This is a genomic window from Clostridium sp. AF27-2AA, assembly GCF_003478505.1.
Classification (GTDB): Bacteria; Bacillota; Clostridia; order Lachnospirales; family Lachnospiraceae; genus Brotaphodocola.
The window spans coordinates 65888-92721 of the sequence record NZ_QUFI01000014.1 but is presented as its reverse complement, the minus strand read 5'-3'; the positions used below and the strand labels follow the sequence as shown (position 1 = coordinate 92721).

Here is a 26834-nt window from a genome sequence, read left to right as displayed (position 1 = left end):
GTGGCACTGATCGGCACGACTCTGGTGCCGCTGCTTTCTGGTCTGTTCGGTTAAGCGAAAGCTGTCGGAGCGAAGATTCCGACCGGGCGGCGAAAGCTGCCTGTTACATAGTCAGGTGCAGGCAATCTCCGCAGCTGGCTATTTTCTGCGCTCTCCGGCAGGTGCACATGTTGGAAGTATGACGCAGAACCGCAGTTTAGAATCGCACCGGCTGATAGGCCGGACAAGTTACAGGAGGACAAATCTATGGCGTTTCTTACTACAACTGCATCGGCACTGTCTCTTTTCTCACAGCTGTTCATGCTTCTGTCCCGTATGGCGAAGCTGTTCGGCGTGTTTGCGTAAGGAAGGAGGCGGCTCATGCAGAGTATCCTTGAACAGATCACAGATTGGCTCAAGAGCATGATCATCAGCGGTATCATGGGAAATCTTTCAGGGATGTTCGATTCGGTCAACCAGCAGGTTGGACAGATCGCAGGCGATGTGGGAACCACACCGGCGAACTTTTCACCTGCGGTCTTTTCTATGATCCGCAACATCTCAGAATCCGTGATCCTGCCCATTGCCGGAATGGTGCTGACTTTCATCGCCTGTTATGAGCTGATCCAGATGCTCATTGAGCATAACAATCTGGCAAATTTCGAGACATGGACATTTTTCAAATGGGTCTTTAAGACCTTTCTGGCAGTGACCCTGATCTCGAACACATTCAATATCACGATGGCTGTCTTTGATGTAGCGCAGCAAGTGATCTCCCGAAGCGGCGGTCTGATTTCCGGCAGTACGTCCGTCAGCGATGCGACCCTGACAGCAATGCAGGCCACGCTGGAAGGGATGGACTTAGGACCGCTTCTGGGACTGTATTTGCAGACCTTTGTGGTTCAGGTCACGATGCTGGCGTTGTCGGCAATCATCTTTGTCATCGTGTATGGCCGAATGGTGGAAATATATCTCATGGTGAGCCTTGCACCGATTCCGTTCGCAACCTTTGGAAACCATGAGCAGAGCCATACCGGTCAAAACTATCTGCGCTCCCTGTTTGCACTGGGATTTCAGGGCTTTCTTATCATGATCTGTGTGGGCATCTATGCAGTTCTGATTCAGAACCTGTCCTTTTCGGATAACATCATCAGCAGCATTTGGGGCGTTATGGGCTATACGGTTTTGCTGGCATTTACCCTATTTAAGACGGGGAGCCTCGCGAAGTCCGTGTTTGCAGCGCACTAAGGAGAGGAGGAATGATTCATGGCATCTTATATTTCTGTGCCGCGAGACCTTTCAAAGGTCAAAACTAAGGTCTTTATGAACCTGACCAAACGGCAGATTCTCTGCTTCGGAGCCGGTGCGCTGATTGGCGTTCCGGTTTTCTTTTTGCTCAAATCCAGCGGAAATCTGAGCCTTGCTGCACTTGGCATGATGGCAGTGATGCTGCCGCTCTTCTTTCTTGCCATGTACGAGAAAGACGGTCAGCCGCTGGAAGTGGTGGCAAAGCATTTCTATGAGGCGAAGTTCAAGAGGCCGAAAACTCGGCCTTACAAAACGAAAAATTACTATGCACTGCTGGTTCAGCAGGCAGACGTGGAAATGGAGGTAAATCGCATTGTTCAAAATTCTCGAAAAGCTGACAGCGAAGAATAAAAAGCAGGATGACATCCGAATGCCGTCCCATCTGTCAGCCGCAGAGCAAAAACAGGTGCAGACGGTGATTGACCGTGCAAGGAGTGACAGCACGGTTCCGCACTCAGCTCAGGATAGCATTCCCTTTCAGCGGATGTTCCCGGATGGTATCTGCCGTGTGACGGACAACTACTACACCAAAACCATTCAGTTTCAGGACATCAATTACCAGCTGGCACAGCAGGAGGATCAGACGGCTATCTTTGAGGAATGGTGCAGCTTCCTGAACTTCTTTGATTCCAGCATCCGCTTTGAGCTTTCTTTTATGAATATGGCTACGGATGCCTCGAATTTTGAGAAGATGGTGCGTATCCCGTACCAGAAGGATCATTTCAATCCGGTGCGCACGGAGTACAGCACCATGCTGCGCCGCCAGCTTGCCCAGGGCAACAACGGCCTGACCAAGACGAAGTACCTGACGTTTGGCATTGAGGCGGAATCCATGAAACAGGCAAAGCCGAGGCTCATTCACATCGAGATCGACCTGATGAACAACTTCAAACGCTTGGGTGTCCGGGCAAAATTGCTGAACGGCAAGGAACGGCTTCATCTGATGCACGATATGTTCCACATGGGTGACCATGACCGATTCAATTTCGATTGGAAGTGGTTGCCGGAGAGCGGGCTGTCGGTAAAGGACTTTATTGCACCGACCGGTTTTGCCTTTCCGAAGAACCGTATTTTTCAGATGGGCGGGATGTATGGCTCCATGTCCTATCTCCAGATCACGGCTTCCGACCTGTCGGATCAGCTGCTGAAGGATTTTCTGGATATGGAATCCAGCCAGATCGTGACTATGCACATTCAGTCGGTAGACCAGAATAAAGCAATCAAATCCATCAAGCACACCATTACGGAGCTGGATCGTTCCAAGATTGAGGAACAGAAGAAAGCTGTCCGTTCCGGATACGATATGGACATCATTCCGTCAGATTTGGCAACTTACGGTAAGGACGCAAAGGCACTGCTGAAGGAATTGCAGAGCCAGAATGAGCGTATGTTCCTGCTGACCTTTCTGGTGATGAACACCGGCGAGACGGAGCAGGAGCTGGAGACCAACGTGTTTCAGGCTTCCAGCATTGCACAGAAGTACAACTGCAACCTGCGCCGTCTGGATTTCCAGCAGGAGCAGGGGCTGATGAGCTGCCTGCCGCTGGCACAGAACCTGATTGAGATTCAGCGCAGCATGACTACCAGCAGCACGGCGATTTTCGTGCCGTTTACCACCCAGGAACTGTTTCAGACCGGGAAAGAGGCTCTGTATTATGGGCTGAATGCGTTGTCCAACAACCTGATTATGGTTGACCGGAAAAAGCTCAAGAACCCCAACGGGCTGATTCTGGGTACTCCCGGTTCCGGTAAATCTTTCTCTGCCAAGAGAGAAATCGCCAATGCGTTTCTGGTGACGGATGACGATGTAATCGTGTGCGATCCGGAAGCCGAGTACACGGCACTGGTGCAGAAATTTGAGGGGCAGGTCATTAAAATCAGTCCTTCCAGCACGCAGTATATCAACCCGATGGACATCAATGCGAACTATTCGGAAGAGGATAATCCGATTGCCCTGAAAGCAGATTTCATCCTGTCCCTGTGTGAGCTGATCGTGGGCGGCAAAGAAGGCTTGCAGCCGGTAGAAAAGACGGTCATCGACCGCTGTGTTCATCAGATTTACCAGACCTATTTTGAGAACCCGGTGCCGGAGAATATGCCGGTGTTGCAGGACTTGTACGAAGCTCTGCTCCGGCAGGATGAAAAGGAAGCACACCATGTGGCAACAGCACTGGAAATTTATGTGACCGGTTCTCTGAACCTGTTTAACCACCGCACCAATGTAGATATCAATAACCGGCTGGTCTGCTATGACATCAAGGAGCTGGGCAAGCAGCTGAAAAAGATCGGTATGCTGGTGGTGCAGGATCAGGTCTGGGGGCGTGTGACCGCTAACCGTAATGCCGGTAAAGCCACCCGCTACTATATGGACGAGTTCCATCTGCTTTTGAAAGAAGAGCAGACAGCGGCCTACAGCGTGGAAATCTGGAAGCGATTCCGTAAATGGGGCGGTATTCCCACCGGCATCACTCAGAACGTAAAAGATCTGCTTTCTTCCCGCGAAGTGACAAACATTTTTGAGAACAGCGACTTCATTTATATGTTGAATCAGGCAGCCGGTGACCGTCAAATTCTGGCGGATCAGCTGAATATCAGCCCACACCAGCTGTCCTATGTGACCCACTCCGGTGAAGGTGAAGGACTGCTGTTTTATGGAAATGTGATTTTGCCGTTCGTTGATCGTTTCCCGACCGATCTGGAACTGTACCGGATTATGACGACAAAATTAACCGAAGTGCAGGAAGCGAAGGAGGTGTAAGCGATGGCTGGCAAGAAAAATCCGAATCTCGGAGACAAGCTGCGGCAGGAGCGCGAGGGTGCGGAGAACACCCTTCGCGATTCCAGAAACAAAACCGCTGATAGCAGTCCGGGAGACAGCAGCAAGAAAAAAGCGGAACACAGAAGGCAGATTTGTCACGAGGCCGATCTTGCTAAGATGCGCAGTAAGAAGCTGAAATCGGAGCAGGAGGTAAAGGCAAAGAAGAATGCAGCGGCTTCCGGGAAAAAGGGCGGAAAGCCAAAGAAACCGGGAAATCTTGCGGCAGATGCACTTTCAGCCAAAGCACATCAGAGTGTGCGCAATGCCGACCAAGATAATAATTCCGGTGTGGAGGCAGCGCATTTTACCGAAGGTTCAGCGGAAGGTGCAGCCCGTGCTGGTTCCAGGTTCCAATATGGTCGAAAGTTGCGGCAGTACAAAAAGCTGGAGCGGTTGGAGAAAAAGGCAAATAAAGATGCCGTAGATTCCATCTTTGCGGAACGCATGAAGTCTGATCCGCAGGCTGGTTCCAATCTCTTTTCCCGATGGCGGCAGAAGCAGGCCATCAAAAAAGAGTATGCCGCTGCGAAGGCAGGTGCGGCCGCTGCGGAGAACACAGCATCTGGCACAGCCAAAGCTGCACAGGGTACTGTCAGTATAACGGAAAAGGCATTTCAGTTTGTGCAGAGCCACTCGCATATCATCATCGGTATCGCAGCCGTGGGACTGCTTGTTTTGGTGATTGCCGGGTCGGTTTCGTCATGCTCCGTCTTGATCAATGGCGGCGGCAATGTGGTGCTGGGGACTTCCTACACGGCAGAAGATGAAGATTTGAAAAGCGTGGAGACGGATTATACCAAGCTGGAAGATAAACTTCGCAAACAAATCGACCGCATTGAAACCGACCATCCGGGCTATGACGAGTATCGCTACAATCTGGCAGAGATTGGTCACAATCCCTATGAGCTTGCATCTCTGCTGACCGTAGAATTTGAAAACTATACGAGAAGCCAGGTGCAGGCGCGGCTCCAGAGTATTTTTGAAGCGCAGTATGAGCTGAAGTTGGAGGAAAAGGTGGAAATCCGGACAAGGAAAGAAACCCGTGTGGGCTATCGCTACAATCCAATCACCGGAACCGGACACACCTACACCTATCAGGTGACGGTACAGTATGAGTATAAAATCCTCAATGTAACACTGCTCAATCGGGGCGTTGACTATGTTGCAAGAAATTCCGGCCTTACAGATGACCAGCTGCAACGATACGAAGTCACACTGGAGTGCCGGGGCAATCGGGATGACCTGTTTGCAGGCATCGCCTTTGCAACGCCGGATGGCGCGGGTTCCAGCGGAGAATACCAGGATTACGACATTCCGGGCGAAGCTCTGACGGATGAAAAATTCCGGAAGATGATTACCGAAGCAGAGAAATATCTCGGTTATCCCTATGTTTGGGGCGGCAGCTCGCCGAGTACCAGTTTTGACTGCTCCGGTTTTGTAAGCTGGGTCATCAACCACTGCGGCAATGGCTGGAATGTAGGCAGGCAGACGGCCAACGGTCTGATGGGAAAATGCGACATTATCCCGAAGAGTGAGGCAAAGCCCGGAGACCTGATCTTCTTCCAGAAAACCTACAACACCAGTGGCGCATCCCATGTGGGCATTTATGTCGGCAACGGGATGATGATTCACTGCGGCAACCCAATTTCCTATGCTTCCATTGAGACGAACTACTGGCGGCAGCATTACTACTGTATGGGAAGAATTCGATAAAAACAGGGCGTTTATTCGTCCGGAAAGGAAACGATATGAGCTTGAAACTGGAAAAGATTGCTGCGGAGCGGGAGAAAGCCCGCAGAAAACGCGATGAGTGGGAGGAGCGCAGAAAGGAATGGGACAGAAAGTACCACGAACAGGAAAACAGCGAAATCTGTGAAATGGTACATGCCCAGAGCCTGACCCCGGAACAGCTGGCAGTCATCATTCAGATGGCGCAGGCTGCGGTTCCAAACCCGGAAAACATGAAACTGGACGAGAAAGAAACGGAGGATGTGGAATGAAAAAGATGATGGCAATGCTGCTTGCCAGCGTGATGGTGGCAGGAACCTTTGTGACTACTGCGTTTGCCTATACGGGCGATGATGTGCAGATGAACACATCTGTCAGTACCGCTGCGCAGGAAGCGGATGCAGCAGGAAGCGCAAATGCAGGGAAAACGGATAATACCGACAGCATCGAAATCGACCCGGATATGCAGGTGCTGCCGGATGGCTATGAGGTTTCTACGGATGCGGATGGGAACCTAATCGTTACGGTGGGCGGCAAAGAATACAATATCGGCAGCGAAAAGTCCCAAAAGCAGACTGGTACGGTGGTGCCGGGGATCACCAGTCTGCATTTTCGTTCCGGTCCCGGCATGGATCAGGAGATTATCGGATATCTGCATTCCGGCGATACGGTGGAGATTGTCGAAAAATGCGGTGACTGGTATAAGGTAAACTTCAACGGCAAAACCGGGTATGCACATGGAAAGTACCTGAATGTCACGGATTCTGCAAAAGACAGCAGCATGTTCAGTGAAGATGCGCTGAAGCTGTTTCTGGATCTGATGCAGAGTGGAATGTCATCCGAGGATGAGACGAAATCCAGTGCAGCTTTGACTCCGGAAGGAAATATGACGCTGGTGGACGATATCGGTGAGGAAGAAGATAAATCCAGCCAGCAGTTCATTACGCTGGTGACAAAGGCGGGCAACACCTTTTATCTGATCATCGACCGCGATAAAGACGGCAACCAGAATGTGCATTTCCTGAACATGGTGGACGAGGCCGATCTGCTTGCGCTGATGGATGAAGAGGAAGCTGCCAAGTATCGGGAGAAGGAGCCGGAAGTCACGGAACCTGCGGAAACCGAAAAGCCGCAGGAGACGGAACCGGCACCGGAAGAGCAGAAAACAGAGAGCGAGCAGAAGAAATCGTCTCCGCTTCCGATGATTATGCTGCTTCTGTTTGTGATCGGTGCAGCCGGTGTCGGCGGTTATCTCTATATCAAGATGAAGGGCGTAAAGCCTGCGTCCAAGAAAAATCAGCCGGACCCGGATGCGGATTATCACGATGAGGATGAAGATACGCTCCAGCTGCCGGAGGATGACGGTGACGAGGACGAAGAAGTGGATGTCAACGAGGATTACGAAGCGGAATCGGATGATGAACCTGTCTGATTAAGACAGCGTTGACCTGTGGGGCGGCTGAGAAGCCGTCCCTTTTACATAGCAGTCATGCGCTTCGGTGCCTGGCTGCTAATTTTTTGTGAAAGGAGCAGTATCGAATGAAGCTTGTATTAGCGGAAAAGCCCTCGGTTGCCATGAGTCTCTCGAAGGTGATCGGAGCAAATCAGCGCGGGGACGGTTATATGGAGGGCAATGGCTACCTTGTCAGTTGGTGTGTGGGGCATCTGGTGGAACTTTCCCAGCCGGAAGCCTATGATGAAAAGTATGCAAAGTGGAAGTATGATGATCTTCCGATTTTGCCGGAACATTGGCAGTATCAGGTGTCCGCCAGCACGAAAAAGCAGTTCGGAATCCTGAAAAAGCTCATGCAGCGGAAAGATGTGGAGAGTCTGATCTGTGCAACCGATGCAGGGCGTGAGGGCGAACTGATTTTCCGACTGGTTTACCATCAGTGCGGCTGCAAAAAGCCGGTGGAACGGCTTTGGATTTCATCAATGGAGGACAGTGCTATCCGGGAAGGCTTTCAGAAGCTCAGACCGGGAACAGAATATGATGCCTTATATGAGGCGGCTTTATGCCGGGAGCGAGCCGACTGGATTGTCGGAATCAACGCCACCCGGCTTTTTTCATGTCTGTATGGGCAGACCCTGAATGTGGGGCGCGTGATGACACCAACGCTTGCGATGGTGGTTATGCGAGATGCAGCAATCCGGGCGTTCAAGCCGGAGCCGTTCTACTCGGCAGAATTAAAATTTCGGGATTTTCAAGCGGGCGGTGAGCGAATGAAAGAAAAAGCAGAAGCAGAAAAACTGGTGGCAGAGTGTTGCCAGGCAGGAAGTGCCATCATTACCAAGGTAGAGCAGAAAGAAAAATCAGAGAAGCCCCCGGCCTTGTTTGATCTGACATCGCTTCAGAGAGAAGCAAATCGGCAGCTGGGATTCACTGCCCAGCAGACCCTGGATTACACACAGGCTCTGTACGAGAAGAAACTCGTAACCTATCCCCGTACCGACAGCCGGTATCTGACGGATGATATGGCACCGCTTGTGCCGGAACTTGTTTCCGTGATTCAGCAGAGCTTTCAAATTCATCCGGATGTACCGGCACCGGTGAATGCAGCGCAGGTCATCAATTCTAAGAAAGTCACCGATCACCATGCCATTATCCCTACAAAAACAGCGGCAAGTTATGACATTTCCTCTCTTCCCAGTGGAGAACAGGCGATCCTTACTATGTTGGCTGTGCGGCTGATTTGTGCAGTCGGAACACCTTGCCTCTATGCAGAAACCGTAGTAGAAGCGGAGTGCGCCGGTCAGAAGTTCCGTACAAAAGGCAAAACAGCCACGGATATAGGCTGGAGACGATATGCAGGAAAGCCGAGTGAAGAGGCTGAGAAGAATGCGGAGGCAGGTGAACTGCCGGAGCTTTCGGAAGGCATGACACTGGAACTTGCCCGTGTCGATTTGAAAGAAGGTAAGACCAGCCCACCCAAGAGGTTTACCGAAGATCTTCTGCTTTCAGTAATGGAAAGTGCCAGCTCGGATGAGTTCCCGGCTGGCGTAGAGCGTAAAGGCATCGGTACACCGGCCACACGCGCTGCCATTATCGAAAAACTGGTACAGAAAGGCTTTATCGAGCGCAGGGGCGATAAGAAAACGAAATATCTTTGCTCTACGGACAAGGGAAATGCGCTGGTGACGGTGGTGCCGGAACAGATTCAGTCTCCATCTATGACGGCAGACTGGGAGGAAAAACTGCTGAAAATAGAACACGGCGAGTATGACGGTGATGCCTTTATGGGAGAAATCAGTAGCATGGTTAGCGGACTTGTTAAAACTTACGAGGCTGTAAAAGGAGCCGATGTGCTGATGCAGCCGGAACGCAAGGTCATTGGCTCCTGTCCCGCCTGCGGCAGTGATGTCTGTGAAACGGCAAAGGGTTGGTTTTGCAGGGATAAGAACTGTAAATTTGCACTCTGGAAGGAAAACAGATTCTTTCAGACACTGGGAAAGCAGATGACAGAGGAACTGGCAAAGCAACTGGTAAATCAGGGAAAAGCACGGCTTATCCATTGCTATTCCAGGAAGTCCAATCGTTACTATGACACAACCGTTCATGTAGAGACCGGCGAGGACGGTGCAGCAGCATTTAAGCTGGTGTTTGGAGGTAAAAAATGAGCATGAAAATGATGAATGCAGCTTATCTGGTGGATAATGTCGCGTTGCTTTCCTTGCAGGAAAAGCAGGACGGTGTGGAGTTCCACTGTTTTGATATGGGCAGCAAGGTGCAGATTGCCGAGGGACACATGGGTTGGGATGTGTTGGATAAACAATCGTTTTCTACTCTCGAAGAAAGCGCGAGGGTGGCAGCACTCAAGGAGATTCCCCAGCTGGACGGTCTTACCGTTGCGCCGGTAGCTCCGGAGATGCTGGAGCAGATGCGCGGCGGCAGAAAGGTTCTTTGGCAGATGAAAAAGGCTGATACTGAGCTGGAGAATGCTAAAAATATTCGGTTTATCACCAGCAGCTACGAGGATCGGTTCAAAATTCCGGATGGCAGTGCGGTGGAGATTGAGTATCCGAATCGGAAGTTCTCAGCTCGCTGCGAATATATGGACGAATATCATCTGCGCCTTGGGTATGATGTTCTGCACATCTGTCAGCTGGCAGAAATGCTGGAACGCGGTGGCGGTACATGCCGCCCGGAGCCGCTGATTACGGAAGAATGCAGCGCATGGGATTTGGGAAGCAAGGGCTTTCTTGCCATTCAGACCTGTGAGGACGGTTACGACTATACCTTATATCATAAGGACTTCACTGAAATTGACGGTGGACAGATCGACAACCCAGAAATCAGCATGAATGCGGCCAGAGACCAGATCCTTTCGGATTATGGATTCGGTGGACGCACCATGACGCGGATTGACTATGATGAACTTTGTGATCGTGCAGAGGATGCAGAAATCAGCAGACGGGAATCTGTGCTGGGTAAACTCTCGGATTTGTCTTCCAGAACGGATACGCCGGTGAAAGCTGCCAAGGCGAAGGAGGCGGAGCGATGAAATATAAGCTTACGAAGGCGGAGCAGGAAACCGTCATCAATTTTGACAATGAACTGGATACCGCCAGTGTTTACACCCATGACAGCCGCCTGATTAAGAAGCTCCGGGAACTGCGAAAACAGTATCCGGAGCAGTTTGTTTTGGAGCACCGGGAGCATGGGGCGGTCACTTATACGATTCCGAAACGCTGCGTCGGTATCCGACCGCCTTACAGTGAAAAGCGTCGGGAACAGCAGCGACAGGAAGCAAAGAAAAATGGACTGCCGTTTATGGAGAAGGGAGAAATGAATGATGGCAAGAATTGAAAAATGGGATGAAGTGCATGGAAATCAGGCATTGGATGAGAAGATGATGGCATTTCTCGACAGTACTACCGACCAGTATGCAATTTTGCAGCTTCGCCGCAGCGAGGATACGGTATATGAACGCTTTTCGTCTATGCGCGAACTGGAACGGATGGGGCTGGAGCCGGATATTGACCATTATGAAGTGGTTTATACGGCTCCGCTGCTTCCCTACAAGGATCAGAATACGATGTTGGAGGAGCTGTATGCGAAATTCAATGTTTCCCGCCCTAATGATTTTACTGGGCATAGTCTTTCTGTGTCTGACATCGTGGCTTTACGGCAGAATGGTGTTGTAAGCTGTCACTATGTGGATTCCATCGGTTTCCAGGAACTGCCCGGATTTTTGAAACCGGAGAATTACCTGAAAGCCGCAGAAATGGCGATGGAGGACGATTACGGCATGATTGACGGCGTGATCAATAACGGAAAGAAGGAAGAACCGGCAGAGAAAGCATCGGTTCTGGATCAGCTGAAGGAAAAGCAGGAGGCGGTGCCGCCTGCGCTGCCTCGCAGGTGCTGCGAAGAAAAGGAGTTATAAATGCGTTTTACGGATGACGAATGGATGCTCATGATGCTTTACAGCCCTGGCACACGGACAGGGCTGATTGCAGAGCTTCAGACGATGCAAAAAAGTCTGACGGGCAGAGACAGAAATCTGCGCAGGTGGACGGCCTCGCTGCTTGCGAAACTGGCAGAGATGACAGATGCAGAATATGAGGCACTGGATTTGTATCCGGACGAATAAGAGAGAGGAGGAAAATAGACAGATGATGACGAAAACGGCTTATTATATGCAGATGGCACAGGAAGCTGCGGCACAGATCACTGGCAGCAAAGAACAGTGGACAGCGTTTCTGACCACATCCGCACGGCTTTATAAGTATCCCTTTGCGGAACAGCTGATGATCTATAAGCAGAGACCAGAAGCAACGGCCTGTGCAGAGTACGATCTCTGGAATGACCGGATGAACCGCTATGTAAAGCGTGGCTCCAAGGGCATTGCTCTTTTGGATATGCGTGGGGAGCAGCCGAAACTGCGGTATGTATTTGATGTGGCAGATACCGGAGAACGGAAAAATTCCCGTCCGGTACAGCTCTGGAAAATGAACGCGGAGCATGAGCAGCCGATCATTCGGGCACTGGATGCTGCGTTTGATGTTCCGGCCGGTGCCGGGTCTCTGGAGAATCATATCATGGAAGCGGCAGAACGCCTTGCAAGGGATTACTGGGAGGAAAACCGCAGGCAGATTAGTGACATCGTTGCAGATTCCTATCTGGAAGGATATGATGAACTCAACATCGGAGCTTCCTTTAAGAGAGCTGCCGCTGTCAGCATCGCATATTCCGTCTTTACCCGGACGGTGGGCAATGCAGATGACTATTTTGAACACGAGGATTTTCTGGACATCTTTGATTTTAATACGCAGGCTGCCGCCAATGTGCTGGGAACTGCGGTCAGCGAAATGTCCAGCCAGATCTTCCGGGAAATTGAACGCACGATCCGAACCTATGAAAGAGATAAGCAGGCAGAAAGGAGCCAAAACTATGATGGAGCTGAATTACACGAAGAACGGCGATTACCTGATTCCGGACATCCAGTTGTCGGTGCAGGAACAGAAGCCACTGGGCAAGTACGGGAGAATGCGCAGAGCGTTCCTGCAGGAGAACAACACGCTGCTGTACAATCACCTGATCCTGACCGAGAAACTGTACCCGCATCTGTGGGAGATTCAGGAGACCGCGACCGCACGGATGGAGCAGATGATGGCGGAGCTTTTGAAAGCGAATCCGGCACCGGACAAGAAATCGAACCAGATGGCCTGGGTGCAGCACATGAACATGTTGAAAGCGCAGGCAGAGAAAGTTATTCTGACGGAACTTATCAACAGTTAAATTTTATGAGCCTGTTTCAGTCCGAAGCAGAGCAGATTCAGAAAATTGATGCGGCGGCAGAAAATGCAGCCAGAGAAGCGGAGAGCGAAAAGCCCTCCGCTTTTGTCATTTCTGAGGATGAAATCGACCGGATGCTACGGACAGGCTCCAATTTTGAAGGCGGAAAAATCCGGATTTATGCGCTGTATCAGCAGCAAGGGGACGCAAAAGAACGAGCTGCATTTCTGAAAGCGGAATACGGTATCGGTGGTCACAGCTATACCTTTATGGATGGCAGTCGCGGTTTTGCGGATTATGACGGAAAAGGTATTCTGCTTCGCAATTACGGCCATGACCGGGAGGCGCGCCTCACATGGTCGGCGGTGGATAAGCGGTTAGACCGGCTTGTGGAAAATGGTCAATATCTTACCGCGCTGGAAATGGAAGAGTATCGAAAGCTGGAGCAGGAATATGGTGCACCGCTTCCTATGCCGACTGCCGCCCATGTGTTTCCGCCAACGCCACCGGAACGCTATGATACCGGAAATGAGCATGTGGACAATATGCTGAATACGGCTGCGGATGTCTATGCCCGGAGCGAGTTGGCAGCACCCCAGCGATTTACCGTGATGGAGACAGACGATGGCTATGCGGTTTGGGATGATATTCAGGACGGCATTCATGTAGAGCCGGATGGTGTCAGCGAAGAGTTTACCAGCGAATGGGAGGCAGAGACTTACCGCCAGCAACTGATTGAAAAAGTTCAGGAACGAGAAGCAAAAGACTGGCTCTATGTTGAACAGAGCAAGCAGAATTTGCAGCAGGACATTCCATTCCCGGATGTGGAATCTGAAGAAGCACCGGAATCGGCTCACGCAGAGACAGATCCTCTTGTGCTGGAAATGCAGGAACATGCCAGAGAACTTGCCAGAGAGTCAGGCTATGCACCGAATGAACGATTTGTAGTCACGATGACCGGCGAGAACTTCCCGGATTCTAAAGATGCGTTTGCCATCTGGGATTATGTCAAAGAAGAGTATTACGGATATTCGGACGGAAAAGTGCAGACATTTGCCGATTATGTGAGTGCGTCAGAGGCGTTGCAGGAGATTCGCGGCAGGAATATGGAGGCTGAAAAAGAGCCTGCAACTGTGCAGCCAGAACCGGCAGCTCCAGTGCAGCCAGATTATCGTGTCGGCGATACGCTGTATCTGGACGGAAAGGCATTTACGATTGAAAAAGTCGGGCTTTTTGATGTGGAGCTTCGGGACCCGGATTCCGTGTATCCGATCTTCCGCTCGGAAAGCAAGGAGAATCTGGCAAGACTTTTGGAGCATGAGGAAAATGTTCACCTGCATAACCTGGTGGTTGATCTGAATCCCGGCAGAGAAAAGCAAAGTGAGGAACAAAAATCGGTAATTCCAGAGACAGAGCCGGAGAACACTCATGCAGAAAACTATCGTATCAACAGCTTTCATCTTGGCGAAGGCAGTCCCAAACAGAAATTCCGTGCCAACATGGATGCTATCTACACGCTGAAAACCTTAGAAAACCAGCACAGGGATGCGACACCGGAAGAACAGGAAACACTGGCCAATTATGTCGGCTGGGGCGGGCTGGCAGATGCCTTTGACGCAGAGAAAGCTGCCTGGACAGGCGAATATAAGGAACTGAAAGCAGCTCTTACGGAAGAAGAATATGCCGCAGCCAGGGCTTCGACTCTGAATGCACACTACACCAGTCCTACCGTGATCCGTGCAATCTATGAAGCGTTGGACGGTATGGGATTTGAGAAAGGCAATATTCTGGAACCGTCGATGGGTGTCGGCAACTTCTTCGGTATGCTGCCGGATTCCATGCTGGAAAGCAGACTGTATGGTGTGGAACTGGATTCCATCACAGGGCGTATTGCGCAGAAGCTGTATCCGCAGGCAGAAATCAAGGTGGCAGGTTTTGAAACCACCGACCGCCGCGATTTCTATGATCTGGCTGTGGGCAATGTGCCATTTGGCAACTACCGTGTCAGCGATAAACCCTATGATAAGCTCGGTTTTTCTATCCACAACTATTTCTTTGCCAAGGCATTGGATCAGGTTCGTCCCGGTGGCATCGTGGCCTTTGTTACCAGCCGCTATACGATGGATTCCAAGAATCCAGATGCACGAAAGTATCTGGCGCAGCGGGCAGAACTGCTGGGAGCCATCCGACTTCCCAATAACGCATTCCGTGCCAATGCCGGTACAGATGTAGTGTCGGATATCATTTTCCTGCAAAAGAGAGACCATCCCATTGATATCGAACCGGATTGGGTGCATCTGGGGCTGACATCGGAGGGTATTACCCTTAACAGTTACTTTGTTGACCACCCGGAAATGGTGCTGGGTGAGATTACAACGGAGAGTACCCAGTACGGCAAGGAAGAATGTACGGTCATTCCGATTCCAGGTGCGGATCTGGGAGACCAGCTGCATGAGGCTGTGCAGCACATCGGCGGGCACTATGAAGCGCAGGAGCTGGCACCGGAGGAAGAACTGTCCTTGCAGGGCGAAACCATTCCGGCAGACCCCAATGTAAAGAATTTCTCCTATGCAGTGGTGGATGGGGATGTCTACTTCCGTGAGAACAGCATCATGCGAAAGGCTGACCTTTCTGCGACAGCCACCGGCAGAATTAAGGGCATGGTGGAGCTTCGCACCATTGTGCAGGAACTGATTGACTACCAGCTGAACGATTACCCGGAGGACGCGATTGCCCAGAAACAGCGGGAACTGAATGTAGCCTATGACCGATTCGCCGATCAATACGGGCTTATCAACTCCCGTGCAAATGCGCAGGCTTTTTCGGAAGATTCGTCTTATTATCTGCTTTGCTCTCTGGAAAATGTGGACGAAAACGGAAGGCTGGAATCCAAGGCGGATATGTTCACCAAACGGACGATTCGACCGGAACGGGCTGTTACCAGCGTAGATACTCCGGCGGAAGCTCTGGCAATCTCCATCGGAGAGCGCGGCAGAGTGGATTTGCCCTATATGTCGGAGCTTTTAGGAACACCGGGGGAATATGAAAAAATCCAGCAGGAATTGCATGGTGTCATTTTCAAAGACCCGATGACGCAGGGTGGCGAGGAAACCGGCTGGGTAACTGCTGACGAATATCTGTCCGGCAATGTCCGTGAAAAGCTCCGCGTGGCAGAACTGGCTGCGGCTTCTGACCCTGCCTTTGCGGTGAACACGGAATATTTGAAGAAAGCACAGCCGAAAGACCTGGATGCGTCGGAGATTGATGTGCGCCTTGGTGCCACATGGGTCAATCGGGATTATATCCAGCAGTTCATGGAAGAAACCTTTGAACCGCCGTTCTACCTGCGCCGAAATATTGAAGTGAAATTTTCTCCCATGACGGCAGAATGGCAGATCACCGGCAAGAGTACACCGAGCCGGAATGATGTCCATGCCTATATGACCTACGGCACCAGCCGAGCCAATGCCTACCGGATTCTGGAGGATACGCTGAATCTGCGGGATATCCGTATCTACGATACCGTGGAGGATGCAGACGGCAAGCAGAAGCGGGTGCTGAACAAAAAGGAGACCACCCTTGCCCAGCAGAAACAGCAGGCCATTAAGGATGCGTTCCAGAATTGGGTGTGGAAAGACCCTTATCGACGTGCGGAACTTGTGGAAAAGTATAACGAGCTGTTCAACAGTACCCGTCCCCGTGAGTACGATGGTTCTCATATCCGCTTTGGCGGCATGAATCCGGAAATCCGGCTGCGGGAACATCAGCAGAATGCCATTGCCCATGTGCTGTACGGAGGCAATACGCTGCTGGCCCACGAGGTAGGTGCCGGCAAGACCTTCGAGATGGCAGCTTCTGCTATGGAGGCAAAACGGCTGGGACTGTGCCAGAAATCCATGTTCGTTGTTCCGAATCATTTGACCCTTCAGTGGGCCAATGAGTTTCTGCGCCTGTATCCGAGCGCAAAACTGCTGGTGGCAAGCAAAAAGGACTTTGAAACTGCCCGCAGAAAGAAGTTCTGTGCACGAATTGCCACTGGCGATTACGATGCTGTCATCATCGGGCATTCTCAGTTTGAGAAAATCCCGGTGTCCGCAGAACGGCAGGAGAGGATTTTGACTGCCCAGATTGATGAAATCGAAAACGCCATTGCTGAGATGAAATCCCAGAATGGCGAACGTTTCTCCATCAAGCAGATGGAAAAGACCCGGAAAGGATTGGAGGCGAGATTGGAGAAACTCCGGGCAACCGACCGTAAGGACGATGTGATTACCTTTGAGCAGCTGGGCGTAGATCGGCTGTTCGTAGACGAGGCACACGCGTTCAAGAACCTGTTCCTCTACACAAAAATGCGCAATGTCGCAGGCTTATCCACATCGGAAGCGCAGAAATCTTCGGATATGTTTATGAAGTGCCAGTATATGGACGAGTTGACAGGCGGGCGCGGCATCATTTTTGCGACCGGCACCCCGGTCAGCAACAGCATGACAGAGCTTTACACCATGATGCGCTACCTCCAGTATGGCACATTGCAGCAGAAAGGGCTGACCCATTTCGACAGCTGGGCTTCTACTTTTGGTGAGACCACCACGGCCATTGAGCTGGCACCGGAAGGAACCGGATACCGGGCAAGAACGAGATTTGCAAAGTTCTTCAACCTGCCGGAGCTGATGAACATGTTCAAGGAAGTGGCGGATATCAAGACTTCCGATCAGCTGCATCTGCCGGTGCCGGAGGCAAAGTTTGAAACCGTGGTGGTGCAGCCTTCGGAACATCAGCAGGCGATGGTAGCGGAGCTTTCGGAACGGGCGGCGGCTGTGCATTCCGGTGTGGTAGACCCATCGGTCGATAACATGCTGAAAATCACATCGGACGGCAGAAAACTGGGATTGGATCAGCGGCTGATGAATCCGCTCCTGCCGGATGACCCCAACAGTAAGCTCAATGCCTGTGTACGGAATGTGCTTCGGATTTATGAGGAAGGACAGTCGGATAAGCTGACCCAGCTGCTGTTCTGCGACCTCAGCACGCCGAAAAACGATGGAACCTTCAATGTCTATGAGGATATCCGCGCCAAACTCATCCAGGCCGGTGTACCGGAAGAAGAAATCGCATTTATCCATGATGCTGATACCGAGGCAAAAAAGAAAGATTTGTTTGCCAAAGTCCGTACCGGGCAGGTGCGGGTGTTGTTAGGTTCGACACAGAAGATGGGTGCAGGCACGAACGTGCAGGACAGGCTGGTGGCCGTGCATCATCTGGATGTGGGCTGGCGGCCTGCGGACATGACCCAGAGAAATGGCCGTATCATCCGTCAGGGCAACCGCAACAAAGAAGTGCAGGTTTATCAGTATGTGACGGAAGGAACCTTTGATGCCTACCTCTATCAGACACTGGAGAATAAGCAGAAGTTTATCAGTCAGATCATGACCAGCAAATCTCCGGTGCGTTCCTGTGATGATGTGGATGAACAGGCACTTTCCTATGCGGAGATCAAGGCACTTTGTGCAGGAGACCCGCAGATCAAGGAAAAAATGGACTTGGATGTGGATGTTGCAAGGCTGAAGGTATTGAAGGCAGACCATCAGAGCCAGCAGTACCGATTGGAAGATAAGCTGATGAAATATTTCCCTGCGGAGATTGAGAAAACGCAAGGGTTCATCAAGGGCTTTCAGTCGGATATTCGGACGGTGGCGGCACATCCGCTGCCGGAAGAAGGGTTCTGCGGTATGGAGGTGAATGGCACACGATTTACCGAAAAGGCAGAGGCCGGTGAAGCAATCCTTGCGGTCTGTAAAGCCAATCAGAGTTTGGAGCCGGTGCCGCTTGGCAGTTATCGTGGTTTCAAGATGGAACTTGCGTTTGACAGCTTCCAGAAAGAGTATCAGGTACTGCTGAAAGGCGAGATGACCCACCGAGTGCCCATCGGAACCAGTGCGGCGGGCAATATCCAGCGTCTGGACAATGCTCTTGCCGGGATTCCTGCAAGGCTGGAAAAGGCGGAACAGCAGTTGGACAGTCTTAGAAGCCAGCAGGAAGCGGCGCAGGCCGAGCTTGGAAAGCCGTTTCCCCAGGAGGCAGAACTGGCAGAGAAGAGCGCAAGACTGGCAGAACTGGACGTACTGCTGAATATGGATGACCGTGGAAAGGATGATCCTGACCGTGAGAAAACAATGGAAAAGCCGTCTGTCCTGGCAGAGCTGCGTGACCGTGCAGGTCGCATTCCGCCGGTGACACATCGGGATGATGAGGAGGTGGCACTATGAGCGTTCGGGAACACTGGATCAATGTCCGGGTAAACCCGGAAGAGCTGGCGAGGATTCGTGAAAAGCAGAAGGAATTGGGGATTCGGAATACCGGTGCCTATATGAGAAAAATGGCGATGGACGGATACTGCGTGAATCTTGATTTGTCGGATGTGGCGCAAGTGTCTACCCTTCTTCGCCGATGCAGCAATAACCTGAATCAGTACGCAAAACGAGCCAATGAAACCGGAAGCATCTATGCGGAGGATATTCGGGATTTGCAGAGGCGGCTGGATGAACTCTGGGAGATGCAGAAGCTGATCCTTAAGAGGCTTTCTGGTATTCGATGACGGCACAAACGTGCGGGATTTCTACAGCACATGGCACAGATGAAACGGTCTGTGCCGTTACATATTTTTTGGTCTACCTGTTGACATCGTGGTGTTTGGCAAGCGGGTACGATAAAATGAAGATGAAAAGAAAAACGAAGGGGTGAGATTCATGAAGATCGTATGTCTTTTGTTGAAGCTGGTGCTGAAAATCCTGTTGTTGCCGGTTGCGTTTCTGCTGCGATTTCTATGCTTTATCTGGAATCTGCTGATGCAGCTATCCCTGTGGGTGCTTTCGCCGGTTATGCTGTTCGTTCTTGGCTGCGGCATCTATTCTGTGGTTCGGGCGAGCTGGACGGATGTGTTCCTGCTGACCCTGATTGAGATGGGACTGTTCGCAGCTGCGGTTGGTGCGGGCGGTATCATGGAACTGATGGAGCAGCTGTGCGAGCGTGTAGAGGATGTTTTGACAATTTGAGTTCAGGAGGGATTAGATGGATATTCAGTTTATGAAAGATTATTATGATTTACGGTACGAGGAAACAGATGGAGAGAATCATTTTGTGGATGAGGCAGCTTATCAGGAAAAACAGTCTGAGCATTCAAAGATGGAAGACCAACTGATGGAAATGGTGGGTGGCAGCGAATCTAATGTGTGGAAGCTGTACGAAAACATCATGTGTGTCTATTTCGATATGGAAGAAAGCATCAAGCAGGCAGTTTATTTGCAGGGAGCTTATGATCGGGAACGGATGTTAAAATGAGAATAGTGAATTGGTAAGAGCTGCCTTCGGGTAGCTCTTTTTAGATGGAGGAATATGAAAAATGGCGGCTACAAGACTAATTGCTCTGCATATCAATAAAGGAAAGACGGTAGCGCAGTGTTTGGCTGACCGTACTGATTATTCTGAGAATGCAGCAAAGACGGAAGATGGAAAATACATTAGTGCGTATGCCTGTGACGCAAAGATCTGTGATGAAGAATTTCTGCTTTCCAAACGGCAGTATGAGCATATCACGGGTAGAACCCAGGCGCATGATGTGATTGCATATCAGATTCGGCAATCCTTTAAGCCCGGAGAAATTACGCCGGAGGAGGCAAACAAGGTTGGGTATGAGACGGCCATGCGATTCACCAAGGGAAAACACGCATTTATCGTTGCAACCCATGTTGATCGCGCGCACATTCATAACCACATTATTTTTAATTCGACTACATTAGACTGCACCAGAAAATTCCGAGATTTTCGCTTATCCGGTCTTGCACTGGCAAGGCTCAGTGATATCGTCTGCCTGGAACACCAGTTGTCGGTCATTATCCGGAAGCCCTATGGAGAGCGGCAGAAGAGAACGGAATACCCGGAGAAAAAATCGCAGCGAGATGAAATCTGCGAGGCCATTGATGTAGCATTGGCAAGAAAACCAAAAGACTTCCGGGAACTGATTGGAATTTTGCAGGAAGCAGGATACGAGTATAAAGATGGAAAACAGCCTGCACTGCGGGGAAAAGGCCACGCCAGATTTGCCCGCTTCCGCTCTCTTGGTAAAGGATATTCGGTTGAAGAACTCTGCGAAGTGATTGCTGGAAATGCGGTTCATAAAAGCAAATATGTAGAGAAAAACCGCACAAGCGCACGGTCGTCACAGGTGCATCAGAAGGCGGAGCTGTCGTTCCTTATAGATGTCCGTACCAAAATGCAGGAGGGCAGAGGCGCGGGATATGCGCGTTGGGCGAAAGTCTTTAATCTGAAGCAGATGGCAAAAGCTATGATGTTCATGGAAGAGCATGGAATCAAGAGTTATGCAGAGCTGAAGGAAAAGGCAGATGGAATTTCAGAAAAATGTGATGCGCTGCTGGAATCTGTAAAAGCAGATGAGGCACGGATGTCGGAAGTGTCGGTGCTGCGGAAGCATCTAATCAATTATGCCAAGACAAAAGATGTTTTTGCCGCGTATAAAGCATCCGGTTACAATCGGGAGTTCTATGAAGCCCATCGGGATACGCTGGCCTTACGCAGCGCAGCGAAAAAGGCATTTGATGCCTATAAGAAAGAGAACGGCTCTGACAAGAAGCTCCCGCGCATCAGCGAGCTGAACGCAGAGTATGCAATGCTTCTGGAACGAAAGAAAAGCTCTTATGCAGAGTACCGCAAGACCAAATCGGAAATGCAGGATTGGCTTGTGGCGCAGAAGATTGTGCAGGAAATCCTGAAAGAGGATGAGCAGAAAAAAGAGCAGCTGCATGAGCAGGAAGTGCGGCAGGAAGAAGAAAATAGACAGAGTAGTCGATGATGGAAAGTCCGGTGCAGTGTGGGTGTAATGCTCGTTCTGCACCGGGCTTTTTTCTTTGGCAGGAACTGCCGTTGAAGCATCCGGAACGGATGCGCAGCCCGATGCCGCAGGCAGCGTTCTATGGGGATTGGGGAGCTTCCCCAACAAGCAGAAAATCGCTTTCGTGTCACGAAAGCCCTGCTTGCAGAAGAGTGGGTTCTAAAAAAATCGTTCAAAATTTGGAAGAACTTTCGATTGATTTTGTTCGTTTCTTGGAGTAGAATATAAATGAGAAATTTTAACTTGCTGCGAGTGACTTTAGACATCGAAAAAGAGGTTCCGTATGGATTTCATGACGATTAAGCAGGCTTCTGAAAAATGGGGCATCTGCACAAGGAGAGTACAGACATTATGCACGGAAGGGCGAATTGATGGTGCCGAGCGTTTAGGCCATCAGTGGGTCATTCCTATTAACGCCGAAAAGCCGAAGGATGCCAGAATCAAAAGCGGCAAATACATTAAAACAAAATCCGGAAATGGAGAGAACGAAGATGGAAAGAAAACCGTATAGTGCCGGAGCAGTGAAATTTTCGTTCTGGTTCATGGAATTTCGGAAAACCGTGCAGCTTTTGAGCGAGGGTAAGAGCTTTGCAGATATTAAAAAGTTGAATGAAGAGACAAACATCTATGGTGCACCGACAAAACTACGAGCGCAGCAGATTTATTCTACCGTAACAGCCCGTATCAAGACATTAGATGAAAGCTTTTATCCAATCTTTTTGAGCAGTGATCTTGCTACACAAAAACTATTTGTGCTGACTGCGGCTCTTTTGCATGACACGCTGTTCTTTGATTTTGTGTATGAAGTAGTGCGGGAAAAAATGATTCTTGGTTCCGATGAGCTGACGGATGCAGATATCCGGATATTTTTCAAAAATAAGCAGGAACAGAGTGAGAAAGTGGCTTCTCTTCAAGACTATACGCTGCGCCGCCTCGGTTCCTGCTATAAAACGCAGCTTTATGAAGCGGGGCTTTTAGAAAGCAACCGGGCAAACAGCACAAGAAAAATACTGAAGCCAATTCTTGATATTGCATTTGAGCATTGGCTTTATGACCATGATCTTGGCATCATGGTAAAAACACTGACGGGGGTAAGATGAAATGGATTTAAGCCAAAGACTGGACGAGATGGAGCTTGCAATCCATAAGCCATCTTTCCGAAAAGGAACAGGCCGCGCAAATGAGGTCAACTATTGGGTGTTTGATTATCCACCGGAAAAGGAACTGGAAGTTCGGGAGCGTGTAGAGTATCTGAAAAATAAGAATGACCGGGGCGATGATGATTTTGAGCTTGTGGTCTTTGACCTGTATGATATCATCATTGACTTTTTGGAAAAGAAAAACTTTATGGAAAAGTGCTATGACTTTGAAAAAAAGCGAGGAATCGAGCGTATCGTCAAGGCAGTGACCAACTCCATGAAGGTGAATGACGATGACAGCCTGATCGTGCAATATATCAAAGAACATACGCCGGAGAATGCAGTCGTGTTCTTAACCGGTATCGGCAAGTGCTATCCGATTTTGCGCTCCCACAAGGTGCTTAACAACTTGCATCAGGCATTTGTGCGCTGCCCGGTCGTGATGTTCTTTCCGGGAACCTATAATGAGCAGGAGCTGATCCTGTTCAATGAGATTAAAGACGATAACTATTACCGGGCATTCCGACTGGTAAAGTAATGGATGGAGGAAACTGTTATGCAGATCAAGGACATGTTCCGAAAGAAAATTGACCGTGAGATACAGGGCGTTATCATTGTCGGTCAGGGTGAAGAAACAAATGTAGCGCAGGAGCTGGAAGAGTACGTTGTGACCCGTGAGCTTCAGCGTCATTTTGCGGATTTCTTTGCAGCATATAAAAAAGGTATTCAGGGAACCACACCGAAAATGGGTGTCTGGATTTCCGGCTTCTTTGGAAGTGGTAAATCTCATTTTCTGAAAATCCTGTCCTATCTGCTTCAGAATAAACAGGTCGGAGACAAACATGCCATCGACTACTTTATCGAGGATCAGAAGATTACCAATCAGATGGTGCTGGCAGATATGCAGCTGGCAGCAAACACCCCATCGGATGTAATTCTTTTCAATATTGATTCCAAAAGCGATTCGAATGGCAAAGAAAATAAAGATGCCATTGTGAACGTATTCCTGAAGGTTTTCAATGAGATGCAGGGCTTCTGCGGTTCCATGCCGCACCTTGCTGACCTGGAGCGCAGGCTTTCCGAGGAAGGACGTTTTGAAGAGTTTAAGGAAAAGTTTGAAGAAGAGTATGGCGATCCGTGGGAAAGCTCTCGCCAGGACTTCGATTTCATTCAGGATTCCGTTGTCGATGTTCTTTCTGACATGGATTTCATGAGCGAATCAGCTGCCCGTAACTGGTGCGAGAAAGCAACCGAGAGCTACCAGATCAGCATTGAGGATTTCGCCAAGCGTGTAAAGTCCTATATTGATAAAAAAGGGAACAACCATCATGTTGTCTTCCTTGTGGATGAGATCGGCCAGTACATTGGTGATGATTCTAAGCTGATGCTGAACCTTCAGACAGTGACGGAAGAACTGGGCAAGGAATGCATGGGCAAGGCTTGGGTAATCGTAACGAGCCAGCAGGATATCGACTCCATTACCAAGGTGAAGGGTAACGACTTCTCCAAGATTCAGGGACGTTTCGATACACGTCTTTCTTTGTCCTCTGCCAATGTGGACGCTGTTATCAAAAAGCGTATTCTGGATAAGACAGAGACCGCAGCACAGAGCCTGCGTCTGCTTTATGACCAGAAAGCAACCATCATCAAAAATCTGATTGTCTTCAACGACGGCGTGGAGAAAAAACTGTACGCCAACGCAGAAGATTTTGCAGAGGTTTATCCTTTTGTTCCGTACCAGTTTAATTTGCTTGCCAGCGTGCTGACCAGCATCCGTACCCACGGTGCATCCGGTAAACACCTGTCCGAAGGTGAACGCTCCATGCTGGCTCTGTTCAAAGAATCTGCCATGCAGCTGATGGACGATGAGATGGGAGCCATCGTGCCGTTCTATCGGTTTTATGATGCGTTGGAAAACTTCCTCGACCACAGCCACAGCAGCGTGATCATCCGCGCTTATGATAACAGCTACATCAACCCGGAAAAGAAGGAAAAAGATGTCTTTGCCATCAATGTGCTGAAGACCCTTTTCCTGATTAAATATGTTCTGGAGATCGAAGCCAACGTGGACAACATCGTCAGTCTGATGATTACCAGCATTGACGATGATCGTATTTCTCTGAAAGCACAGGTGGAGGATGCACTGAAAGTGCTGATGCGCCAGATGCTGATCCAGAAAAATGGCTCCATCTATGTATTCCTGACCGATGAGGAACAGGAAATCAACAACGAAATCGAAAAAGAAAATGTGGAGATGCCGGAGGTCATCACGAAGATTGCGGAGATGATCTATGAGGACATTTTCTCCAGCAAGAAGTATCAGTATCCAAGCTTTGGTGGACGGTATGCGTTCTCCTTCAATCAGACAGTGGATGACCGCCCCTATAAGGCAAACCAGAATTACGATATCGGCCTCCGTGTGTTGACCCCGTGGTATGAGGGCGGCACCGATGATGGTACGCTGCGCCTACTCTCTGGCCAGGGCAAGGAAGTCCTTGTGGTTCTGCCGAATGATGATGCGTTCCTGACGGAAATGCGAGCATACTTAAAAATTGAGCGGTTCCTGCGCAAGAATACCTCTGTGCAGCTTGCCAAGTATGAGACCATTAAGGAGGCAAAGCGCGTGGAGATGCGGGAACGCAACGGTAACGCCAAGCTTTACCTGACGGAAGCTCTGAAAGAGGCTACCATCTATGTCAATGGCGATGTGCTGCACACCTCCGGCAAGGAAGTGACCAGCCGCATCAACGAGGCAATCGGAAGATTGGTGCAGACGGTTTACCACAAGCTGTCCTACATCGACGCAGCGATGGGCGAAGCAGACATCCGGAAGATGTTCAAGACCAGCAATCAGCTGTCGCTGGCACTGGGAGATACCGGAGAATCCAATGTTCACGCACTGGATGATGTGCTGCAATTCGTGGCAGGTAACTCCCGGATGCACATGAAAACTTCTATGAAAACCATCAAGGATCGCTTTATGAAAGCACCCTATGGCTTTGTGGAAGATGACATCCATTGGCTGGTGGCACGTCTCTTTAAGCGTGGAGATCTGTCCTTTACGGTCAACGGTGAGAGCGTCAATCTGAACAACCGTTCCGAAGAGGAAATCATCGGCTACATCACGAAGAAGCAGTTCGTGGATAAGCTGCTGACGGAAGTGCGCGTCCGGGTGCCGGAAAATCAGAAAAAGGCCGTTCGCACCGTGATGAAAGAGCTGTTCAAGGTGGCACCGCCTGCCGATGACGAAGATACCATTATGAAGAACTTCCAGCACTATTGTGAGAATCGGATCACTGAGATTGAGCGGCTGGAACCGAAATATGAGAATTACGCCTATCCCGGAAAAGAAATTCTGGAAAAGGGCAAGAAGCGGCTTTCCGCATTGGTGCAGATTCAGGCACCGCTGGAATTCTTTAAGATCGTATTTGACGAGCAGGACGATCTGATGGATTTTGGCGAGGACTATGAGCCTATCCGTGATTTCTTTGGCAGTGAGCAGCTGACCATCTTCACCCGTGCGCTGGATATGCTGAATATCTACGAGGACAGCAAGACCTACATCGTGGATGCAGAGCTGGAAGACGTGGTGGCCAAGATGCGCACCATTGTCCGGATGGCGAAGCCCTACAAGGAGATTCCGAAGCTGCCGGAGCTGCGCGAGAAGTTTATGAACTGCTATATGCGCATTCTGGAAGAGCAGGCAGAGCCGGTCAAGGATTCCATCAATCAGGATCGGAACCGTGTCTTTGAAGTGCTGAACACCAAGCCTTATAAGGATGCGAAGTTCAACCGTTATCTGGAACTCTTTAAGGAGATCATGGACGGTGCGGAGCACTGCAACAATGTTTCCACTCTGCGAAGCTTCGCAGATAAGGCGGAGGCACTGAAGCTGCGCCTGCTCAACGAGATGAACGCAGAAGATATCCGTCTTGTGCAGGATGCAGCGGCAAAGGCCGAGGCAGAGCGCAAGCGTCAGGAAGAAGAGGCGGAAAAACGCGGCGAGACCGTGAAACCGGCAGAAAAGGTAGCGGAACCGCAGCCGGTATATAAGGTGCGCACCACGAAGAATGTTTCCATCAAGACGGTTGCCAAGACTGCATCGTGGCGGTTGGAGAGTAAGGACGACGTTGATAAATACCTTGCCGCATTGCGTGAAAATCTGCTGAAAGAGATGGACGAAGATACAATCGTCAACATTGAACTATAAATGACAGG

21 protein-coding genes are annotated in these 26834 nt (G+C 50.2%); all 21 read left to right on the top strand.

Going from position 1 to position 26834, the window contains the following annotated elements; translation table 11 throughout:
- The first annotated feature begins 360 nt into the window (after window positions 1-360).
- The 21 genes from DWY84_RS09795 to brxC all read left to right on the top strand — a co-directional run bounded on the left by DWY84_RS09795 (window position 361) and on the right by brxC (window position 26826).
- Entirely contained in the window at window positions 361-1227 is an 867-nt protein-coding gene (locus tag DWY84_RS09795) for a VirB6/TrbL-like conjugal transfer protein, CD1112 family (RefSeq protein WP_002576403.1), read from the top strand.
- Window positions 1228-1245: 18 nt separating this feature from the next.
- On the top strand, window positions 1246-1638 hold the full coding sequence (locus DWY84_RS09790) for a PrgI family protein (RefSeq protein WP_002576402.1): 393 nt from the start codon (window positions 1246-1248) through the stop codon (window positions 1636-1638).
- Between the two features lie 19 nt (window positions 1639-1657).
- On the top strand, window positions 1658-4045 hold the full coding sequence (locus DWY84_RS09785; RefSeq protein WP_118532796.1) for a VirB4-like conjugal transfer ATPase, CD1110 family: 2388 nt from the start codon (window positions 1658-1660) through the stop codon (window positions 4043-4045).
- A gap of 3 nt (window positions 4046-4048) precedes the next feature.
- A complete protein-coding gene (locus DWY84_RS09780; protein WP_118532786.1) occupies window positions 4049-5818 on the top strand; it encodes a C40 family peptidase in 1770 nt (589 codons plus the stop codon).
- A 35-nt stretch (window positions 5819-5853) separates the two neighbouring features.
- Window positions 5854-6105, top strand: coding sequence for a DUF4315 family protein (locus DWY84_RS09775; protein WP_002576399.1), 252 nt, complete (start codon window positions 5854-5856; stop codon window positions 6103-6105).
- Window positions 6102-7265, top strand: coding sequence for a CD1107 family mobile element protein (locus DWY84_RS09770; protein ID WP_118532784.1), 1164 nt, complete (start codon window positions 6102-6104; stop codon window positions 7263-7265). Before DWY84_RS09775 ends, DWY84_RS09770 begins: the two co-directional genes overlap by 4 nt.
- Window positions 7266-7372: 107 nt before the next feature.
- Complete coding sequence (locus tag DWY84_RS09765; RefSeq protein WP_118532782.1) at window positions 7373-9451, top strand: DNA topoisomerase 3; 2079 nt, start codon at window positions 7373-7375, stop codon at window positions 9449-9451.
- Window positions 9448-10335 carry an LPD16 domain-containing protein gene (locus DWY84_RS09760; RefSeq protein ID WP_118532780.1) on the top strand — a complete coding sequence of 296 codons (888 nt, stop codon included), beginning with the start codon at window positions 9448-9450 and terminating at the stop codon, window positions 10333-10335. Before DWY84_RS09765 ends, DWY84_RS09760 begins: the two co-directional genes overlap by 4 nt.
- A complete protein-coding gene (locus DWY84_RS09755; RefSeq protein WP_118532778.1) occupies window positions 10332-10640 on the top strand; it encodes an immunoglobulin in 309 nt (102 codons plus the stop codon). Before DWY84_RS09760 ends, DWY84_RS09755 begins: the two co-directional genes overlap by 4 nt.
- Window positions 10627-11220 (top strand): YodL domain-containing protein, encoded by a 594-nt coding sequence (locus DWY84_RS09750; RefSeq protein ID WP_118532776.1) that lies wholly within the window; start codon window positions 10627-10629, stop codon window positions 11218-11220. Before DWY84_RS09755 ends, DWY84_RS09750 begins: the two co-directional genes overlap by 14 nt.
- A complete protein-coding gene (locus DWY84_RS09745) occupies window positions 11221-11427 on the top strand; it encodes a transposon-transfer assisting family protein (RefSeq protein WP_097783070.1) in 207 nt (68 codons plus the stop codon).
- 803 nt (window positions 11428-12230) lie between these two features.
- Entirely contained in the window at window positions 12231-12575 is a 345-nt protein-coding gene (locus tag DWY84_RS17770; RefSeq protein WP_243024819.1) for a TnpV protein, read from the top strand.
- Between the two features lie 5 nt (window positions 12576-12580).
- A complete protein-coding gene (locus tag DWY84_RS09740) occupies window positions 12581-18838 on the top strand; it encodes an SNF2-related protein (protein ID WP_243024817.1) in 6258 nt (2085 codons plus the stop codon).
- Window positions 18835-19167 carry a plasmid mobilization relaxosome protein MobC gene (mobC, locus tag DWY84_RS09735; RefSeq protein WP_118532772.1) on the top strand — a complete coding sequence of 111 codons (333 nt, stop codon included), beginning with the start codon at window positions 18835-18837 and terminating at the stop codon, window positions 19165-19167. Before DWY84_RS09740 ends, mobC begins: the two co-directional genes overlap by 4 nt.
- 151 nt (window positions 19168-19318) lie before the next feature.
- Window positions 19319-19624, top strand: coding sequence for a hypothetical protein (locus DWY84_RS09730; RefSeq protein WP_118532770.1), 306 nt, complete (start codon window positions 19319-19321; stop codon window positions 19622-19624).
- A gap of 16 nt (window positions 19625-19640) precedes the next feature.
- The gene (locus DWY84_RS09725) at window positions 19641-19910 is read left to right on the top strand and encodes a protein BART-1 (RefSeq protein WP_118532768.1); all 270 of its coding nucleotides are present in this window, start codon (window positions 19641-19643) and stop codon (window positions 19908-19910) included.
- Window positions 19911-19971: 61 nt separating this feature from the next.
- Window positions 19972-21438, top strand: a complete 1467-nt coding sequence (locus tag DWY84_RS09720; RefSeq protein WP_118532766.1) for a relaxase/mobilization nuclease domain-containing protein — start codon at window positions 19972-19974, stop codon at window positions 21436-21438.
- A 322-nt stretch (window positions 21439-21760) separates the two neighbouring features.
- On the top strand, window positions 21761-21988 hold the full coding sequence (locus DWY84_RS09710; RefSeq protein WP_005929859.1) for a helix-turn-helix domain-containing protein: 228 nt from the start codon (window positions 21761-21763) through the stop codon (window positions 21986-21988).
- The gene (locus DWY84_RS09705; RefSeq protein WP_007882141.1) at window positions 21969-22577 is read left to right on the top strand and encodes a DUF1819 family protein; all 609 of its coding nucleotides are present in this window, start codon (window positions 21969-21971) and stop codon (window positions 22575-22577) included. The genes DWY84_RS09710 and DWY84_RS09705 overlap by 20 nt, the downstream gene beginning before the upstream one ends.
- Window position 22578: 1 nt before the next feature.
- On the top strand, window positions 22579-23154 hold the full coding sequence (locus tag DWY84_RS09700) for a DUF1788 domain-containing protein (protein WP_005929853.1): 576 nt from the start codon (window positions 22579-22581) through the stop codon (window positions 23152-23154).
- Window positions 23155-23172: 18 nt separating this feature from the next.
- Complete coding sequence (gene brxC / locus DWY84_RS09695) at window positions 23173-26826, top strand: BREX system P-loop protein BrxC (protein ID WP_118532764.1); 3654 nt, start codon at window positions 23173-23175, stop codon at window positions 26824-26826.
- Window positions 26827-26834: the final 8 nt, after the last annotated feature.